The organism is Massilia sp. P1_C10, from assembly GCF_056406475.1.
In genome coordinates, this window is record NZ_JBFUAC010000001.1 from 690,790 (window position 1) to 708,118 (window position 17,329).

The window sequence follows — 17,329 nt, forward strand, 5'->3', positions numbered from 1 at the left end:
CCATGGCACACGCACCGCAAATCAAGATCCCCGCTACGTATATGCGCGGCGGCACCAGCAAGGGCGTGTTCTTCCGCCTGCAGGACTTGCCGGAAGCGGCGCAGGTTCCCGGAAAGGCGCGCGACGCCTTGCTGCTGCGCGTGATCGGCAGCCCCGACCCGTACGGCAAGCAGATCGACGGCATGGGCGGCGCCACCTCGAGCACCAGCAAGACGGTGATCCTGTCGGCCAGCTCGAAGCCCGATCACGACGTCGACTACCTGTTCGGCCAGGTGTCGATCGACACCGCCTTCGTCGACTGGAGCGGCAACTGCGGCAATCTGTCGGCCGCGGTGGGCTCGTTCGCCATCAGCGCCGGCCTGGTCGCGCCGGACCGCATCCCGCAGGACGGCATGGCCACCGTGCGCATCTGGCAGGCCAACATCGGCAAGACCATCATCGCGCACGTGCCGATCGCCGGCGGCGCGGTGCAGGAAACCGGCGACTTCGAACTCGATGGCGTCACCTTCCCGGCGGCCGAGGTTCAGCTCGAGTTCCTCGATCCCGCGGCGGAAGAAGAGGGCGCCGGCGGCGCCATGTTCCCGACCGGCAGCCTGGTCGACGAACTGGCGGTGCCGGGCGTCGGCACCTTCAAGGCCACGATGATCAACGCCGGCATCCCGACCATTTTCGTCAACGCCGAAGACATCGGCTACACCGGCGCCGAGCTGCAGGACGCCATCAACGGCGACCCGGACGCGCTGGCCCGATTCGAAGCGATCCGCGCCCACGGCGCGCTGCGCATGGGCCTCATCAGCCACATCGACGACGCCGCGAAGCGCCAGCACACGCCGAAGGTCGCCTTCGTCGCCAAGCCGGCCGATTACGTTTCGTCGAGCGGCAAGCCGGTGGCGGCGGGCGATGTCGACCTGCTGGTGCGCGCCATGTCGATGGGCAAGCTGCACCACGCGATGATGGGCACGGCGGCAGTCGCCATCGGCACCGCCGCGGCGATCCCCGGCACGCTGGTCAACCTGGCGGCCGGCGGCGGCGCCCGCACCGCGGTGCGCTTCGGCCATCCGTCGGGCACCTTGCGCGTCGGCGCCGAAGCGACCGAAACCGACGGCCAGTGGAGCGTCGGCAAAGCCATCATGAGCCGCAGCGCGCGGGTCCTGATGGAAGGGTGGGTCCGCGTGCCCGGCGACGCGTTTTAAGCCGCGGCCCAAGATCTGGGGTCAGGTCCGGCGGACCTGACCCCGGGTTTGGCGCCGCCGTCAGCAGGAGGTGAACCAATATGGACTCCGCCAACCGCCCCGACTGGGACCGCGAACTGATCGACATCGTCGACTACGTCCGCGATTACCCGCTCGATTCCAGCCTCGCCTACGACACCGCGCGCTACTGCCTGCTCGACACCCTCGGCTGCGGCCTCGAAGCGCTGTCCTATCCCGCCTGCACAAAACTGCTCGGCCCCATCGTACCCGGAACGGTGGTCCCGAACGGAGCCCGCGTGCCCGGCACCCGGTTCCAGCTCGACCCCGTGCAGGCCGCCTTCAACATCGGCGCCATGATCCGCTGGCTCGACTTCAACGATACCTGGCTGGCCGCGGAGTGGGGCCACCCCTCCGACAACGTGGGCGGCATCCTCGCCACGGCCGACTGGCTGTCGCGCATCGCGCGCGCCGCCGGCAAGCCGCCGCTGCACATGCGCGACGTTCTCACCGCAATGATCAAGGCCCACGAAATCCAGGGCTGCATCGCGCTTGAAAACTCCTTCAACCAGGTCGGCCTGGACCACGTCGTGCTGGTCAAGGTCGCGTCCACCGCGGTGGTTTCACACCTGCTTGGCCTGTCCCGCGACGAGATGCTCGCCGCCGTCTCGCTGGCCTGGGTCGACGGCCAGGCGCTGCGCACCTACCGCCACGCGCCCAATACCGGCTCGCGCAAATCGTGGGCAGCCGGCGACGCCACCTCGCGCGCGGTGCGCCTGGCGCTGATCGCCAGCACCGGCGAGATGGGTTACCCGTCTGCGCTCAGCGCAAAAACCTGGGGCTTCTACGACGTCCTGTTCAAGGGCCAACCGTTCCGTTTCCAGCGTCCTTACGGCTCCTACGTGATGGAAAACGTCCTCTTCAAGATATCCTTCCCGGCCGAATTCCACGCGCAGACAGCGGTGGAGGCGGCGATGATCGTCAATTCGGCGATGGCGAAGGTCGGCAAGCGCGCCGACGATATCGCACGCGTGACCATCCGCACGCAGGCGGCGTGCCTGCGCATCATCGACAAGCAGGGCGCGTTGGCCAATCCGGCCGACCGCGACCACTGCATTCAGTACATGGTCGCCGTGCCGCTGATCCACGGCCGGCTGACAGCCGCCGATTACGAGGACGGCGTCGCCGCCGACCCGCGCATCGACATCCTGCGGGCCAAGATCGCCTGCGTCGAGGATCCCCGATTCACCGCCGATTACTTCGATCCCGCCAGGCGCTCGATCGCCAACGCGCTCGCCGTCGAATTCACGGACGGCAGCAGCTTCGACGAAGTGGTGGTCGAATACCCGGTCGGCCACGCGCGCCGGCGCGCCGAAGGCATGCCGCTGCTGCTCGATAAATTCCGGACCAACCTGGCGCGCCGTTTCCCCGAAAAGCAGCAGGCCGCGATCCTCGCCGCCTCGCTCGACCCCGCCACGTTGGACGCCATGCCCGTCGATGAATTTATGGACATGTTTGCGATCTGAGTAACGCGCTGTCGTGAAGCAATGTTTTTCGCGTTTTGGCGATGTTCTGGTTTATGATCGTGCTCGAAAGCGGCCCGCGCAGAGGCTGCATGACTATTTATACATCGCAGTAGCGGAGACATGGATCGACCACTTAACAAGCAGCCTGCCGTCGCCGCATCAGCACTGGAGCTGATCGGCGCGCCGGCCTGCGCCTGCGATGGCGCCGGCATCATCATCGCGGCCAACCGCGAGCTGGGCGCGCTGCTGGGCGCCGGCATCGTCGGCCGCGCGCTGCTCGATTTTTTCGCGCCGCCCAGCATCGCGGCCGGCGCCAGGGCGCTGCGCGATGCGTTCGCCGGTGCGCGGCACTGGGACGCGGTGCTGCTGGCCGGCGGCGCCGACGTCGCGGTCCAGTTGCGCGCCAAGCCGCTGCCGGCCCACGCAGGCGGGCCGGGCGCCACCATCGTCTTCACCGACCTGCGCCCCTTCGATCGCCACCAGTCCGAACTGCGCCAGACCCTGCTCGAGCAGAAAGCCATCCTCGACAACGCCTCGGTCGGCATCCTGTTCAGCAAGGGCGGCGTGATGATGTCGTGTAATCCGCGCATGGCCGAGATGTTCGGCTACACGCGCGAAGAGATGACCGGCCTGCCGGCGGCCGACGTCTTCCCCTCGCTGGAGATGTACCGCCGCTTCGGCCTCGAGGCCGGCCCGCTGCTGGGCGTGGGGCTGCCGTTCGAGCGCGCCGAGTCGCAGTTCCGCCGCCGCGACGGCTCGCTGTTCTGGTGCCGCGTGCGCGCCAAGGCGCTCGACGCCGAACGCAGCGAAGCGGGCACCATCTGGATTCTCGAAGACGTGACCGAGTCGCGCCAGACTTTGGTCGAGGTGCAGGCGATCATGACCAACGCCTCGGTCTCGATCCTGTTCACCAAGAATCGCCTGATCACGCGCTACAACCGCGGCTTCGCCGAAATGTTCGGCTACGAAGGCGACGAAGCCCTTGGCCTGCCCGGCCGCGCGCTGTACCCGAGCGACGAGGTCTACGCCGACGTCGGCGCCGCCGCCTTCCCGCTGCTCTCGGTCGGCAAACCGTTCCAGACCGAAGTCGAGATGGCGCGCAAGGACGGCAGCACGATGTGGGGGCAACTGATCGCCTACGTCGTCAATCCGGACGAGCCGGCGCAGGGCACGATCTGGATCATCGAGGACCGCACCGAGCATAAACGCGCCGAGGAGTCGCTGCGCAACACGCTGATGGAGAACCAGGCCATCCTCGACAGCGCGGTGCTGGGCATCAGTGTGGCCGAACGCGGCTTCAACCTGCGCTGCAACCGCAAGATGGAAGAACTGTTCGGCTACGGGCCGGGCGAAATGGAAGGCATGTCGGTGCAGGCGCTGTATCCGGACCTGGCCAGCTGGGAAGCGGCGCGCATCGAAACCTCGCGCGACTTCCACGCCGGCCGCGTCAGCATGTCCGAGCATCAGCTGGTGCGCAAGGACGGCAGCCTGTTCTGGGCGCGCCTGTCGGGCCGCCCGTTCGACCTGTCGCGCCACACCGGCCGCTCGGTGTGGCTGGTCGACGACGTCACCGCGCGGCGCGAGGCGGCTGAAGCCGTGCGGCGCGCGCGCGACGAACTCGAACAGCGGGTGGTCGAGCGCACCGCCGAACTGGCCGGCGCCAACGCGCTGCTGCAGGGCGAGATCGTCGAACGGCGCCAGGCCGAGGCGCGGGTGCACCACATGGCCTACCACGACGGCCTGACCGGGCTGCCGAATCGCGCGCTGCTGTCGGACCGTCTCGACCGCGCCATGCTGACGGCGCAGCGCACCGACCGCAAGCTGGCGGTGATGTTCATCGACCTGGACCGCTTCAAGACCATCAACGATTCGCTCGGCCACCTGACCGGCGACCACCTTCTCAAGGAAGTGGCGAGCCGGCTGTGCCGAGCGGTGCGCGCCAGCGACACGGTGGCGCGCCTGGGCGGCGACGAGTTCGTGGTGCTGATGCCTGGCATCCGCAACGCCGACGAATGCCGTGGCGTGGCCCAGAAAATGATCGAGGCGCTCGATGCGCCGTTCCCGTTCGAGGGGAGGGTGCTGCACATCACGCCGTCGATCGGCATCTGCGTGTATCCCGACGACGGCGCCGACGTCGAAACGCTGATGCGCCACGCCGATGCGGCGATGTACCATGCCAAGGCGAGCGGGCGTAACAACTACCAGTTCTTCACCGAGCGCATGAACCAGGCGGCGGCGCAGCACTTCGAGATCGAGAGCAGCTTGCGCCAGGCGCTGGCCAACGAAGAGTTCGAGCTGCTGTACCAGCCGATCATCGACATCGCCACGCGCCGCGTGCATGCGATGGAAGTGCTGCTGCGCTGGCGCCGGCCGGGGCAGGGCGTGATCCTGCCGGACCACTTCATTCCGGTGCTCGAAGAAAACGGCCTGATCGTCCCGGTGGGCGAATGGGTGATGCGGCGCGCCTGCGAGCAGAGCGTCGCGTGGTCGAACATGGGCCTGCGGCCGGTGCCGCTGGCGGTGAACCTGTCGCCGCGCCAGTTCATGCACCGCGGGTTGACCGACTCCATCCGGCGCATCCTCGACGAGACCGGGGTCGATCCCGCGCTGATCGAATTCGAGATCACCGAAACGGCGCTGATGCAGCACGGCGAGCAGACGCTGGAAATCCTCGGCCAGATCAACAGCATGGGCATCCGGATGTCGATCGACGACTTCGGCACCGGCTATTCGAGCCTGGCCTACCTGAAGCGCTTCCCGGTGAAGAAGGTCAAGATCGACCGCGCCTTCATCAAGGACCTGGAGAACAGCGCGGAAGACCGCGCCATCGTCGGCGCCATCATCGCGCTGTCGGACAGCCTGCAGCTGTCGGTGGTGGCCGAAGGGGTGGAGACCGAAGGGCAGTATTCGCTGCTGCAGGCGAGCGGCTGCCAGTACGCGCAGGGCTTCCTGTTTTCGCCGGCGCGCGACGCCGCCGAAGCGCAGGCGATGCTGGCGCCGGAATCAGTCTAGGGTCGCGATCACCGGCGCGTGGTCGGACGGCTGCTCCCACTTGCGCGGCACGCGGTCGATCGCGCACGCGGTGCAGCGCGCGGCCAGCGTTTTCGACAGCAGGATGTGGTCGATGCGCAGCCCGCGGTTGCGGCGGAATCCCAGCATGCGGTAATCCCACCAGCTGAATGATTTGTCGGCCTGCTCGAACATGCGGAACGAGTCGGTCAGTCCCAGCTCGTTCAGCGCCAGCAGCGCCGCGCGCTCCTTGTCGGAGCACAGCACCTGGCCGGCCCACTCGGCCGGGTCGTGCACGTCGCGGTCGTCCGGCGCGATGTTGTAGTCGCCCAGGATCGCCAGGTGCTCGTGGGTGCGCATCTCTTCGTCCAGCCACTCGCGCAGCGATTCCAGCCAGGCCAGCTTGTAAATGTATTTGTCCGAGTCGACCGCCTGCCCGTTCGGCACGTAGGCGCAGACGATGCGCATGCCGGCGATGGTGGCGGCCAGGATGCGCTGCTGCGCGTCTTCGTAGCGCGGATTGTTCTTGACCACGTCGGTGATCGGCAGCTTCGACAGGATCGCCACGCCGTTGTAGGTCTTCTGGCCGCTGAACACGACGTGGTAGCCGGCGGCGTTGATCTCGGCCACCGGGAATTTGTCGTCGGTCAGCTTGGTCTCCTGCAGGCACAGCACGTCGACCGGATTTTCTTCGAGCCACTGCAGCAGGTGCGCCAGCCGGACTTTGAGGGAGTTGACGTTCCAGGTTGCTATTTTCATGCGGACAGCCTCGTAATTGCGATGTCGGCAGCATATACGGCTGAGGCGGCGCGCGCAATGCGCAAGGGTGCGACTGTCGCCGCGCCATTGTTATAGCATCGACATCAGGATTCTTGTGATGTTGGAGGGCGCGTGAAAGCCGGGCCGCAACTCCCGATGCCGCCGAAGGTTCCGCTGTGGATGTGGCTGTTCATCCCGGCCGTGTTCCTGCTGTTCCAGACCCTGGCCGGCTCGGCCAATGTGCTGGCGCTGCCCTACAGCGACTTCAAGAAGCTGGTGCATGCGGGCAAGGTCATCGAAGCAACGGTTGGCGAGCAATCGATCAGCGGCACGGTCACCGCCGCCGGCCTCGACCAGGTGGTCGACAAGACCAAACTCGACAGCGTCAAATGCGCGGGCGACAAGCCGTGCCGCTTCTCGACCGTGCGGGTAGCCGATCCGAAGCTGGTCGAAGAGCTGGAGCACGCCGGCGTGCGCTACGTCGGCATACCGGCCGGCACCTGGCTGTCGACCCTGCTGTCCTGGCTGCTGCCGTTCCTGATCTTCCTCTGGCTGATGAGCGCGATGGCGCAGCGCACCGGCATGGGCTCCGGCTTCCTGCTCGACATCGGCAAGAGCAAGGCGCGCGTCTACGTCGCCAGCAATACCGGCGTGACGTTCAACGACGTCGCCGGCATCGACGAGGCCAAGGAAGAACTGATGGAGGTGGTGGCCTTCCTCAAGGACCCCGAACGTTACCGCCGCCTCGGCGGCCGAATCCCGAAGGGCGTGCTGATCGTCGGCGCGCCCGGCACCGGCAAGACGCTGCTGGCGAAAGCCGTGGCCGGCGAGGCCAACGTGCCGTTCTTCTCGATCAGCGGCTCCGAGTTCGTCGAGATGTTCGTCGGCGTCGGCGCGGCGCGCGTGCGCGACCTGTTCAAGGAAGCGCAGGAGAAAGCGCCATGCATCATCTTCATCGACGAACTCGATGCGCTGGGCCGCGCGCGCGGCGTGGCCGGCATCGCCGGCGGCGGCTACAACGAGCACGAACAGACGCTGAACCAGCTGCTGGTCGAGATGGACGGCTTCGACACCAACAAGGGCGTGATCATCTTGGCCGCGACCAACCGGCCCGAGATCCTCGACCCGGCGCTGCTGCGGCCCGGCCGCTTCGACCGCCACGTCGCGCTCGACCGCCCGGACCTGAAGGGGCGCGAGAAAATCCTCGCGGTGCATGCGCGCGAGGTCAAGCTGGCGCGCACCGTCGACCTGGGCGCGATCGCCGCGCGCACCGCGGGATTCGCCGGCGCCGACCTGGCCAACCTGATCAACGAGGCGGCGCTGCTGGCCGGACGGCTCGGCAAGGACCAGGTGGACATGGGCGACGTCGACGAGGCCATCGACCGCATCGTCGCCGGCCTGAAAAAAACTACGCGGGTGATGAACAAGCTGGAAAAGGAAACCGTCGCCTGGCACGAGGCGGGGCACGCGCTGGTGGCCGAATTCCGCCGCCACGCCGACCGGGTATCGAAGATATCGATCATCCCGCGCGGCATCGCGGCGCTCGGCTACACCCAGCAGCAGCCGACCGAAGACCGCTACCTGCTCAAGAAGGCCGAGCTGCTCGACCGCCTCGACGTGATGCTGGGCGGGCGCGTGGCCGAAGAGATTGCGTTCGGCGACGTGTCGACCGGCGCCACCAACGACCTGCAGCAGGCCAGCGACCTGGCGCGTCACATGGTCACCCAGTACGGCATGAGCGAGCGCATCGGCCTGGGCACCTTCGAAGCGGCGCCGCCTGCGTTCCTCGCCTATCCGCCGGCCGGCCCGGCCCAGCGAGGCGCCTACAGCGAAAGCACGGCGCGCGCAATCGACGACGAAATCGCCGCCTTGCTCGACCAGGCGCACCTGCGCGTGCGCGAGACGCTGGCGGCGAAGCGCGACCTGCTCGATGCGCTGGCCCGGATGCTGCTGGCGCAGGAAACGGTGGAGCGCGCCGCGCTCGACGCCCTGGTCGAACGGCACCAGGCGCAGGTCCACCTGATGAAAGGAGCGGCGCCATGACATCCCTGTTGAACGACGACGGCTTGATGCTGTTCGCGCTGAACGGCAGCCGGCCGTTCGGCGAGCTGGTCGCGCAGCATCTCGGCGTGCCGCTGGCCGCGCATGAAGAGCGCGACTACGAGGACGGCGAGCACAAGGCGCGTGCCGTGGAAAGCGTGCGCGGGCGCGACGTGTATGTGATCCACTCGCTGTATGCCGACGCGGCGCAAAGCGGCAACGACAAACTGTGCCGGCTGCTGTTCTTCGTCGGCGCGCTGAAGGATGCCGGCGCGGCGCGCGTGACGGCGGTGGCGCCTTACCTGGCCTACGCGCGCAAGGACCAGAAGACCAAGCCGCGCGACCCGGTGATCACGCGCTACATCGCGGCGATGTTCGAGGCGGTCGGCGCCGACGCCGTGGTCACGCTCGACGTGCACAACCTGTCGGCGTTCCAGAACGCCTTCCGCTGCCGCACCGAGCACCTGGAGGCGAACCGCATGTTCGTTGCGTGGTTCGCGCCGCTGCTGCAGGAGCAGGATGCGGTGGTGCTGTCGCCGGACGCCGGCGGCATCAAGCGCGCCGAACATTTTCGGATGGCGCTGGCCGAAGCGCTGGGCAGGCCGGTGGGCATGGCCTTCGCGGAGAAACACCGCAGCAGTGGCGTCGTCAGCGGCGACCTGCTGGTCGGCGAAGTGGCGGGCAAGCAAGCGATCATCATCGACGACCTGGTGAGCAGCGGCACGACGATCACGCGCGCGGCGCGCGCCTGCATCGAGCACGGCGCCGCCGGCGTGATGGCGGCGGCGACGCACGGGCTGTTCATGGGCGATGCGCCCGCGATGCTGGCCGACAGCGGCCTGCGCCAGCTGGTGGTAACGGACACGGTGCCGCCGTTCCGCTTGGAGCACAGCGCGGCGCAGGCGAAAGTGAGCGTGCTCAGTTGCAGCGCACTGTTCGCCAGGGCGATGGAGCGCATGCACGATGGCGAATCGGTGAGCGCCCTGATGGCGCCTTGAAGGTGAAGCATGGCGCAGAACGAACAGGCGGTCAGGCTGGTCTTGGGCGGCGACGTCATGCTCGGGCGCCAGGTGGGCCATGCGATCGCGCGCCACGGACCGGCCTATCCGCTTGGCCCGGTCGCCCATCTGCTGCGCGACGCCGACCTGGCGTTGGTCAACCTGGAATGTGCGATTACCGCGTCCAGGACGAAATGGACCGGCGCGCCCAAGGCTTTCTACTTCGGCGCGCCGCCGGCGGCGATCGATGTATTGACGGGCGCCGGCGTCGACCTGGTCAGCCTGGCCAACAACCACGTGCTCGATTTCGGCGTGGAGGGCCTGCGCGACACGCGCCGCGCGCTGCGCCAGCATGGCATCGCGGCCGCTGGCGCCGGCGACACCATCGCCGAAGCAGCCGCGCCGGCCATCGTCGAGCGCAAGGGGATCCGCTTCGGCATGGTCGCGTTGTGCGACCACCAGGCCGACTTTTCCGCGCAGCGCGCCCGCCCCGGCATGGCCTACCTCGACCTGACGGACGAATGCGCGTCGCTGTCGGTATTCGAGATGCGCCTAGCGGCGCTGCGCGAGCAGGGCGTCGACTGGCCGATCCTGTCGCTGCACTGGGGGCCGAACATGGTGCTGCGGCCGTTGGCGCGGTTTCGCCGCCTCGCGCACGGCGCCATCGGCTTGGGCTGGAAAATCCTGTTCGGCCACAGCGCCCATGTTTATCAGGGCATCGAAATCGATCGGGGCTGCCCGATCGTGTACGCGGCCGGCAACCTGGTCGACGATTACGCGGTCGATTCCGAAATGCGCAACGATCGCCAGCTGCTGTTCGAGATGGAACTGACGCGCGGCGCGTTGCGCAAGATTTGCCTGCACCCGGTCTGGATCCATGAATGCCAGGCCAGGCTGGCCGCGCCGGCGATGGCGCAAGCGATCATCGAGCGCATGCGCTTGTTATGCGCGGAGTTGGGCACCCGAATCGGACAAGGAAGGGGAGAAACGTGCATAATCCCCAAGTAACTTGTTGCAGCTAAATGTATGTTCCACAAAAGTGTTGTCAATCTGACCCACCGGGGCTATAACTGTAGCAAAGTGTAACAAAAAGAAGACAAAAGCAAAAAACTAGCCTATTGTTACTGACAGGGAATTTAAAATTGCATAATTATAACGCTCGGTGTAATATCGAATATATTGAACGTTTGCACTAGAAATATCGCAGTGGCTTTTTTTATCTCCGCAACAGCAACTGGCCCTCGCGGAGCAGTTTCAAGCTGAAATTGCGCCAACAGGTGATTCATTTTTGAAATGTTGCAGTTTCAATTTCGTGAAATGCGACCACAGCATTTGTAAAGGATAAAAATGCGCAATGCATTTGAGGCATGGGCCCAACGCGACGGACATATCGTTCGCCGCCGTGAAGACAAGCCTGAGGAATATCTCGTGTTCGAAACGCAGCGCCGCTGGGTGATCTGGCAGGCGGCTTTGGCACATGGAAAGACCGCGGCGGCAACGCCGAAGCCTTCCGCCAAGCCTGCCGCCAAGGAAGCCGAACCGGCACGCGCCGGCGCGCCGCAAGCGCTGCAGGGCGGAGCGGATGAAGCGGCGATGCGCAACCGGGTGCTCAATGAAGTGCTCGACGCGTTCAGCGACCTGGACGACGCGGCCGGCATCGAAGGCGCGCTGCGGGTGATCCAGAACCTGAAGAAAAAGCAGAAGGCGCTGGCCGAGCAAAAAGCCGAGGGCTAATGCAGTACCGGCACTACAAGGGCGGTCTGTACGAGCTGGTCTGCATGGCCACGCTCGAATCGGACCTGTCCGAAATGGTTGTCTACCGGGCGGCCGACGGTTCGATCTGGACCCGGCCCAAAGACGTATTTTTCCAGCTGGTCGAGGTCGACGGCCTGATGGTGCCGCGCTTCGCGCCGGTCTCCTGAATTTCCTTTCCCTTCCCGGAGTATCTATGCAGTGGACCAAGGCAGCGTTGTGCGCGGCATTGTCGGGCGCCGCATTGTGCGCTTCGGCCGAGACGGTCGGATCGGTCGACACCGCGTTCAAGCTGATCGGCCCCGATCACAAGGTAGTGGTCGAAGTGTTCGACGATCCGAAGGTGGCGGGGGTGAGCTGCTACCTGTCGCGGGCGAAGACGGGCGGCATCAAGGGCGCCATCGGTATCGCCGAGGACAAGGCCGAATCGTCGGTGGCTTGCCGCCAGGTCGGCGCGCTGTCCTTCCCCGGCAAGGTGCCGCGCCAGGAAGAAGTGTTTTCCGAACGCGCCTCGATCTTCTTCAAGCACGTGCGCGTGGTGCGCATGGTCGACCCGAAGCGCAACGCGCTGGTCTACCTGGTGTACTCCGACCGCCTGATCGACGGCAGCCCGAAAAACAGCGTCACCGCGGTGCCGGTGCCGGCGAATCAGCCTATCCCGATGCAGTAAGCATATCGATTCATGAATGCGCGGCGCCTGCCGTAAACAGCATTGGATGAATCAAGGGAGCCACATCATGAGTTTCAATCGAATCGGCGCGGCGCTCCTGGCGCTCGTCTGCGGCGCGCTGCCGGGCTGCGCGACCTTCTCGGAGTCGAACCAGCAGGAAGTGACCGTGCGCGCGGTTCTCGACCATCGGGAGCTGGCGGGCGTCGGCTGCGTGCTGTCGAACAAAGCAGGGCGCTGGTTCGTCACGGCGCCGGGACGGGTGACTGTGCAGAAGAACGATTCCGACCTGCGCGTGTCGTGCAAGAAGGATGGCGTGGCAGTGGGGACGGAGCTGTGGCATCCGCATTACGGCACCGACAAGATCATCGGCAATGCGCTGCTTACGGCGGGACTGGGTGAATACGTCGATCGCCATTCGGGCGCGGGGTTCGATTACCAGTCGACGATCACCGTCCTGATGCAGACGATTCCGTCTACTGAGTCGGCGCAGACCACCACCCCAGCGAATACCGTCTACTAAAAAAATGGAGTCAGGTCCGATGGGCCTGACTCCGGTTCTGTCGCCGCGCGTGAGATTATGTGCGGTTGATCAGGAAGGTCGTCAGCAGGGGCACCGGACGGCCCGTCGCGCCCTTGGCTCCGCCCGATTTCCACGCCGTGCCCGCGATATCCAGGTGCGCCCAGGTGTAGTTGCGGGTGAAGTTCTCGAGGAAGCAGGCAGCGGTGACGCTGGCGCCGCCCGGCGTGCCGATGTTGCCCAGGTCCGCGAAGTTCGACTTGAGCTGCTCGTTGTAGGCTTCTTCGATCGGCAGGCGCCATGCGGTGTCCGACGCCTCTTTACCGGCCGTCATCAGTTCTGCCGCCAGCGCTTCGTGCGCGTCGTCGCTGCGCGTGAACAGGCCGCTGTTGTGGTGGCCCAGCGCGACGATGCAGGCGCCCGTCAGGGTGGCGATGTCCACCACCGCCGCCGGCTTGAAGCGCTCGGCGTAGGTCAGGGCGTCGCACAGCACCAGGCGGCCTTCGGCGTCGGTGTTGAGCACTTCGATGGTCAGGCCGTTCATCGAGGTGACGATGTCGCCCGGCTTGGTGGCGCGGCCCGACGGCATGTTCTCGCAGGCGGCGATAATGCCGACCACGTTCAGCTTCAGGTTCATCTCGCCGATCGCGCGGAAGGTGCCCAGCACGGAAGCTGCGCCGCACATGTCGTACTTCATTTCGTCCATGGCAGGACCAGGCTTGATCGAGATGCCGCCGGTGTCGAAGGTGATGCCCTTGCCGACCAGGACCACCGGCGCGTCGCCCTTCTTGGCGCCCATGTGCTTCAGGACGATGAACTTCGGCGGCTCTTCGCTGCCGTTGGTGACCGACAGGAAGCTGCCCATCTTCAGCGCTTCGAGCTGCTTGCGCTCGAGGACTTCGATGTCGAAGCCGTAGTCCTTGCCCAGCTTCTTGGCGGTGTTGGCCAGGTAGGTGGGGGTGCAGACGTTGGCCGACAGGTTGCCCAGTTCCTTGGTCAGGTCCATGCCGTTCGCGATCGCCTCGGCCTGGGCCAGTGCGGCCTTGTTCTTGGAGTCCACGAAGTCGGCGGCCAGCGTGATCTTGCGCACGCCGCTTGCAACCGGATCCTTCTTGCTCTTCTGGCCGTCGGTGCGGAACACGCTCTCGTGGGCGGCGCAGACGATCGTGCGCACGGCCCAAGCCAGGTCGCGGCCTTTCACTTCCATCATCGGTAGTGCGATAATGGCGTCCGAGGAGCCGAGCTGGCTGAAGGCCTTGAGGGTTGCGCCGACGGCAGTGGTGAAGCTCTTTTCGCTGACGTCTTCGTCGGCGCCCAGGCCCACCAGCAGCACGCGTTCGGCTTTCGCGCCGGTCACGCCGCGCAGCAGCAGGGTCGAACCGGCTTTGCCAGTGATGTCTCCGGACTTCAGCGCAGCCGTGATTTCACCACCCTGATCGAAGGCGCGAGCGGCGAGCGACAGTTTTTTGTTTTCGAACACCGCGACCGCGACGCAGCCGGTCTTGGCCGATCCGATGGTGTTTTTTGTGTCGAATGCTTTTATGCTAAAGTCCATTTGATTCTCCGTATGTATATGACGCGCACTGCCTAACCTGTGATTATAACTTTCGAATGATTTTTCAACGCGCACTTCGACGTGAACTTGCCAGTGCCGCCGGCGCCACTTTCACCGTGCTGTTTTCGATCTATGTCACCTGGACCCTGATCACGCTCCTGGGCAGAGCCGCCGGCGGCAAGATCGCTTCCGGCGACGTCGTCGCGTTGATTTTCTTCGCAGTGCTGAATTATCTGCCAACTATCCTGATCCTCACCAGCTTTATTTCTGTTTTGATGGCCGTGACGCGCAGCTACCGCGACTCGGAGATGGTGGTCTGGTTCGCGTCGGGCCAGTCGCTGCTGCGCTGGATCGCTCCGGTGATGACCTTCGGACTGCCGATCGTGCTGGCCACGGCGTCCCTCAGCCTGGTCGCCACGCCCTGGGCCAAGCTCAAAAGCACCGAGTTCATTCAGCGCTTCGAGAAGCGCGAGGACCTGAAGAAGGTCTCGCCCGGCCAGTTCAAGGAATCGACCAGCGCCAATCGCGTGTTCTTCGTCGAAGGCGCCGCCGCCGGCACGAACGCGGTGCAGAACGTGTTCGTCAATACCGTCGAAAACAACGGCAACACGGTCGTCGTGGCGAAAGAGGGCGTGATCGAAGGCGACGGCAAGGGCGGCCAGCTGCTGGTGCTGAAGAATGGCCGGCGCTACCAGGGTGTGCCGGGCCAGGCCGATTTCCAGTCGATGGAGTTCGAACGCTACAGCATGCGTGTGGCGACCAAAGTGCCGGTGCTGGGCGCCGACATGCCGGTCGATACGCTGTCGACGATGGCGCTGATCGCCGCGCCGAACCGCTACACGATGGCCGAACTGCTATGGAGGCTGGCGTCGCCGATCATGTGCGCGGTGCTGATGCTGCTGGCCATTCCGCTCGGCTTCGTCAATCCGCGCGCCGGCAGCTCGGTCAACCTGATCCTCGCGCTGCTGATCTTCTTCACCTACCTTAACCTGGTCAAGGTCGGCGAAGGCAGCGTCAAGGCCGGCAAGGTGGCGTTCGGCACCGCGTGGTGGCCGCTGCACCTGCTGGTGGGGCTGCTGGTGATGGCCTTGTTCGCATGGCGCCTGAACGTCAACCACCGCTATCACCCGCTGGTGCTGCTGAACGCCTGGAAGCGCTCGCGCATCCTCGGGAAAGCGAGCGCCAAATGAAGATCCTGCAACGCTACTTCGCCGTTAACATCATGCAGGGCGTCGCATTCGTGCTGGTCGCCTTGCTCGCGCTGACCGCATTCAACGACCTGACCGCCGAATTGCCTGCGGTGGGCCAGGGCGGCTACATGATCCAGCACGCCTTCCTGTATGTGCTGATGCTGATGCCCGGCCACGTGTACGAGGTGATGCCGGTGGCGGCGCTGATCGGCACGATCTACGCGATGTCCCAGTTTGCCGCCAGCTCGGAGTTCACCATCATGCGCGCCTCGAGCATGTCCACCGCGATGGCCGCCGGGATGCTTTTCAAGATCGGCCTGGTGTTCGTGGTGATCACCTTCCTGTTCGGCGAATTGATCACGCCGCGCACGGCGCCGCTGGCCGAGCGCCTCAAGCTGTCGGCCAAAGGCTCCACCGTGTCGCAGCAGTTCCGCTCGGGGATGTGGGCCAAGGACGTGGTGCACCGCGACGGCGTGGGCGGTCCGGTCACCGGATCGCGCTTCTTCAACGTCAACCAGTTCAGGCCCGACGGCCAGCTGGTGGGCGTGAAGCTGTACGAGTTCGATACCGGATTCCGGCTGCGCTCCCTGCTGACCGCGGCCAATGCCGTGTTCGAAGGGAACAACACCTGGCGCCTCACCGATGTGACCGAGACGCTGTTTTCGAATACCCGCGCGCTGCCGGCGCCGGGCCAGGCAGCGCCCGCGGGAGCGAGCGTACAGAGCATGTTCGGCCAGGACACCAGCGCGGTCTCCACGCGCAGGCTGCCGACCATGCAGCTGGTGTCGGAAGTGACGCCCAAGATCCTGTCGGTGTCGTCCGCCGACCCCGAGCGCATGTCCGCCAACGAGCTGGCCGTGTACACCCGCCACCTGGCCGAGAACAAGCAGGAGAACGACCGCTTCAAGATCGCGTTCTGGAAAAAGCTGATCGACCCGCTGGCCATCTTCGTGCTGATGGCGCTGGCGCTGCCGTTCGCCTACCTGCAGATGCGCAGCGGGGGTGTGAGCCTGAAGATCTTCATCGGCATCATGATCGGCGTGAGCTTCCTGCTGGTGAACACGCTGTTCTCGCACCTCGGCCTGCTCAGCACCTGGCCGCCGTTCTTCACGGCGATCGCACCGAGCCTGCTGTACCTGCTGCTGGCATTGGGCGCGCTGTGGCGCGTGGAGCGGCACTGATGGACAAGCGCGCGCTCGTGCTGTTCGCGCATGGCGCCCGCGCCGCGTCGTGGGCGGCGCCCTTCGAGCGCCTGCGCGACCTGACCCAGGCGCGCCTGCCGGACGTGCGGGTGTCGCTCGCCTTCCTCGAATTGATGGAGCCGCGGCTGCCGGCTGAAGTGGCGCGCCTGGCCTTTGACGGCGTCACGCAGGTCACGGTGGTGCCGGTATTCCTCGGGCAGGGTGGTCACCTGCTGCGCGACCTGCCGCTGCTGGTGGACCAGCTGAAGATCGACCATCCCGCAATCGAGGTCAAGGTCGTCGGCGCCGTCGGCGAAGACCCGGCGGTGCTCGATGCGATGACCGCTTACTGCGTCAGGTCCCTCGGCTGAGGCCTGCGCGGCGCCAGCGACAGCAGCGCCTTCATGGTGTAGACGACGATCAGCGTGCCATTCAGGTCGCCGATGAACATGACGAAAAATCCGTGCAGCAGATTGCCTCCGTCGCCGTGCACGTAGAACCAGATGTGGTGCAGCAGCGGGCTGGCCAGCGAATACAGCACGATGCAGGCGAGCAGGCGCTGCGGGGACAGGTTGGTCAGCGAGGCGCGCAGCCCGAACGCGTGGTGCGCGACGAGGTTCGCCAGCCAGGGCGCGGCCGCCGCCAATATGCCGCCCATGAAGGAGCGCAGGAAGTCATTCGGGAAGAAGTGGAAGAAGCACACCAGCCAGGACACCAGCAGCAGGCCGATCGCGCCGGCGTCGGCGAACAGCAGCACGCACAGCAATCGCATGCCCGCGGGCAGGTAGATCCAGGCGATACCGGGAACGTATTCGATCTGCGTGAACAGCCATTCGTTCGCGGCCAGCATGGCGACGAATGCGATCATGGTCGTTGCGACCATCGCTGCCTGTAACCGCCAATGCGTCATCAAGTCACCGCTTCTTGTAGTATACAATGACG

The 17,329-nt window shown here is 65.7% G+C and carries 16 protein-coding genes; 13 read left to right on the forward strand and 3 right to left on the reverse strand.

All coding sequences use genetic code 11. The features are described 5' to 3' along the window. Positions 1–2 precede the first annotated feature (2 nt). The 3 genes from prpF to AC1D02_RS03240 all read left to right on the forward strand — a co-directional run bounded on the left by prpF (position 3) and on the right by AC1D02_RS03240 (position 5,728). Entirely contained in the window at positions 3–1,193 is a 1,191-nt protein-coding gene (gene prpF, locus AC1D02_RS03230) for a 2-methylaconitate cis-trans isomerase PrpF (protein WP_477313997.1), read from the forward strand. An 80-nt stretch (positions 1,194–1,273) separates the two neighbouring features. After that, on the forward strand, positions 1,274–2,716 hold the full coding sequence (locus AC1D02_RS03235; protein ID WP_477313624.1) for a bifunctional 2-methylcitrate dehydratase/aconitate hydratase: 1,443 nt from the start codon (positions 1,274–1,276) through the stop codon (positions 2,714–2,716). Positions 2,717–2,836: 120 nt separating this feature from the next. Continuing rightward, positions 2,837–5,728 (forward strand): sensor domain-containing protein, encoded by a 2,892-nt coding sequence (locus AC1D02_RS03240; protein ID WP_477313626.1) that lies wholly within the window; start codon positions 2,837–2,839, stop codon positions 5,726–5,728. Here the strand turns inward: AC1D02_RS03240 and xth are convergent. Next, a complete protein-coding gene (gene xth / locus AC1D02_RS03245) occupies positions 5,720–6,484 on the reverse strand; it encodes an exodeoxyribonuclease III (protein WP_477313628.1) in 765 nt (254 codons plus the stop codon). The two genes, AC1D02_RS03240 and xth, sit on opposite strands and share 9 nt — an antisense overlap. Before the next feature lie 156 nt (positions 6,485–6,640). On the opposite strand from xth, the gene ftsH reads away from it, so the two are divergent. The 7 genes from ftsH (at position 6,641) to AC1D02_RS03280 (ending at position 12,464) form a co-directional block, all read left to right on the forward strand. Beyond that, the gene (gene ftsH, locus AC1D02_RS03250; RefSeq protein ID WP_477313630.1) at positions 6,641–8,527 is read left to right on the forward strand and encodes an ATP-dependent zinc metalloprotease FtsH; all 1,887 of its coding nucleotides are present in this window, start codon (positions 6,641–6,643) and stop codon (positions 8,525–8,527) included. Continuing rightward, on the forward strand, positions 8,524–9,522 hold the full coding sequence (locus tag AC1D02_RS03255; RefSeq protein ID WP_477313632.1) for a ribose-phosphate diphosphokinase: 999 nt from the start codon (positions 8,524–8,526) through the stop codon (positions 9,520–9,522). The genes ftsH and AC1D02_RS03255 overlap by 4 nt, the downstream gene beginning before the upstream one ends. Before the next feature lie 9 nt (positions 9,523–9,531). After that, complete coding sequence (locus AC1D02_RS03260; protein ID WP_477313634.1) at positions 9,532–10,530, forward strand: CapA family protein; 999 nt, start codon at positions 9,532–9,534, stop codon at positions 10,528–10,530. A gap of 339 nt (positions 10,531–10,869) precedes the next feature. After that, the gene (locus AC1D02_RS03265; protein WP_477313636.1) at positions 10,870–11,256 is read left to right on the forward strand and encodes a phiTE_015 family protein; all 387 of its coding nucleotides are present in this window, start codon (positions 10,870–10,872) and stop codon (positions 11,254–11,256) included. Next, the gene (locus AC1D02_RS03270) at positions 11,256–11,444 is read left to right on the forward strand and encodes a DUF1653 domain-containing protein (RefSeq protein WP_477313638.1); all 189 of its coding nucleotides are present in this window, start codon (positions 11,256–11,258) and stop codon (positions 11,442–11,444) included. The genes AC1D02_RS03265 and AC1D02_RS03270 overlap by 1 nt, the downstream gene beginning before the upstream one ends. Positions 11,445–11,470: 26 nt before the next feature. Further along, positions 11,471–11,944: a CreA family protein gene (locus AC1D02_RS03275; protein ID WP_477313640.1), complete on the forward strand. Its 474-nt coding sequence runs from the start codon at positions 11,471–11,473 to the stop codon at positions 11,942–11,944. A 67-nt stretch (positions 11,945–12,011) separates the two neighbouring features. Further along, positions 12,012–12,464 carry a hypothetical protein gene (locus AC1D02_RS03280; RefSeq protein ID WP_477313642.1) on the forward strand — a complete coding sequence of 151 codons (453 nt, stop codon included), beginning with the start codon at positions 12,012–12,014 and terminating at the stop codon, positions 12,462–12,464. Between the two features lie 55 nt (positions 12,465–12,519). Here AC1D02_RS03280 and AC1D02_RS03285 read toward each other — a convergent pair whose 3' ends face one another. Then, on the reverse strand, positions 12,520–14,016 hold the full coding sequence (locus AC1D02_RS03285; protein WP_477313644.1) for a leucyl aminopeptidase: 1,497 nt from the start codon (positions 14,014–14,016) through the stop codon (positions 12,520–12,522). Positions 14,017–14,072: 56 nt separating this feature from the next. Here AC1D02_RS03285 and lptF point away from each other — a divergent pair, with 56 nt between their 5' ends. The 3 genes from lptF to AC1D02_RS03300 are packed head-to-tail and all read left to right on the forward strand — an operon-like array spanning position 14,073 to position 16,758. Then, a complete protein-coding gene (gene lptF / locus AC1D02_RS03290; RefSeq protein WP_477313646.1) occupies positions 14,073–15,206 on the forward strand; it encodes an LPS export ABC transporter permease LptF in 1,134 nt (377 codons plus the stop codon). After that, complete coding sequence (gene lptG, locus AC1D02_RS03295; protein ID WP_477313648.1) at positions 15,203–16,387, forward strand: LPS export ABC transporter permease LptG; 1,185 nt, start codon at positions 15,203–15,205, stop codon at positions 16,385–16,387. The genes lptF and lptG overlap by 4 nt, the downstream gene beginning before the upstream one ends. After that, positions 16,387–16,758, forward strand: a complete 372-nt coding sequence (locus AC1D02_RS03300; RefSeq protein ID WP_477313650.1) for a sirohydrochlorin chelatase — start codon at positions 16,387–16,389, stop codon at positions 16,756–16,758. Before lptG ends, AC1D02_RS03300 begins: the two co-directional genes overlap by 1 nt. Here the strand turns inward: AC1D02_RS03300 and AC1D02_RS03305 are convergent. Next, complete coding sequence (locus tag AC1D02_RS03305) at positions 16,734–17,297, reverse strand: hypothetical protein (protein WP_477313999.1); 564 nt, start codon at positions 17,295–17,297, stop codon at positions 16,734–16,736. The genes AC1D02_RS03300 and AC1D02_RS03305 overlap by 25 nt on opposite strands. Positions 17,298–17,329: the final 32 nt, after the last annotated feature.

Excerpts from the sequence above, each read along its gene's own strand:
- xth (WP_477313628.1), bottom strand. The coding sequence starts at position 6,484 with ATGAAAATAGCAACCTGGAACGTCAACTCCCTCAAAGTCCGGCTGGCG.
- prpF (WP_477313997.1), top strand. The coding sequence starts at position 3 with ATGGCACACGCACCGCAAATCAAGATCCCCGCTACGTATATGCGCGGC.
- AC1D02_RS03265 (WP_477313636.1), top strand. The coding sequence starts at position 10,870 with ATGCGCAATGCATTTGAGGCATGGGCCCAACGCGACGGACATATCGTT.
- AC1D02_RS03270 (WP_477313638.1), top strand. The coding sequence starts at position 11,256 with ATGCAGTACCGGCACTACAAGGGCGGTCTGTACGAGCTGGTCTGCATG.
- AC1D02_RS03240 (WP_477313626.1), top strand. The coding sequence starts at position 2,837 with ATGGATCGACCACTTAACAAGCAGCCTGCCGTCGCCGCATCAGCACTG.
- AC1D02_RS03305 (WP_477313999.1), bottom strand. The coding sequence starts at position 17,297 with ATGACGCATTGGCGGTTACAGGCAGCGATGGTCGCAACGACCATGATC.
- lptG (WP_477313648.1), top strand. The coding sequence starts at position 15,203 with ATGAAGATCCTGCAACGCTACTTCGCCGTTAACATCATGCAGGGCGTC.
- AC1D02_RS03300 (WP_477313650.1), top strand. The coding sequence starts at position 16,387 with ATGGACAAGCGCGCGCTCGTGCTGTTCGCGCATGGCGCCCGCGCCGCG.
- AC1D02_RS03285 (WP_477313644.1), bottom strand. The coding sequence starts at position 14,016 with ATGGACTTTAGCATAAAAGCATTCGACACAAAAAACACCATCGGATCG.
- AC1D02_RS03275 (WP_477313640.1), top strand. The coding sequence starts at position 11,471 with ATGCAGTGGACCAAGGCAGCGTTGTGCGCGGCATTGTCGGGCGCCGCA.
- AC1D02_RS03235 (WP_477313624.1), top strand. The coding sequence starts at position 1,274 with ATGGACTCCGCCAACCGCCCCGACTGGGACCGCGAACTGATCGACATC.
- AC1D02_RS03260 (WP_477313634.1), top strand. The coding sequence starts at position 9,532 with ATGGCGCAGAACGAACAGGCGGTCAGGCTGGTCTTGGGCGGCGACGTC.
- AC1D02_RS03280 (WP_477313642.1), top strand. The coding sequence starts at position 12,012 with ATGAGTTTCAATCGAATCGGCGCGGCGCTCCTGGCGCTCGTCTGCGGC.
- AC1D02_RS03255 (WP_477313632.1), top strand. The coding sequence starts at position 8,524 with ATGACATCCCTGTTGAACGACGACGGCTTGATGCTGTTCGCGCTGAAC.
- lptF (WP_477313646.1), top strand. The coding sequence starts at position 14,073 with ATGATTTTTCAACGCGCACTTCGACGTGAACTTGCCAGTGCCGCCGGC.
- ftsH (WP_477313630.1), top strand. The coding sequence starts at position 6,641 with ATGCCGCCGAAGGTTCCGCTGTGGATGTGGCTGTTCATCCCGGCCGTG.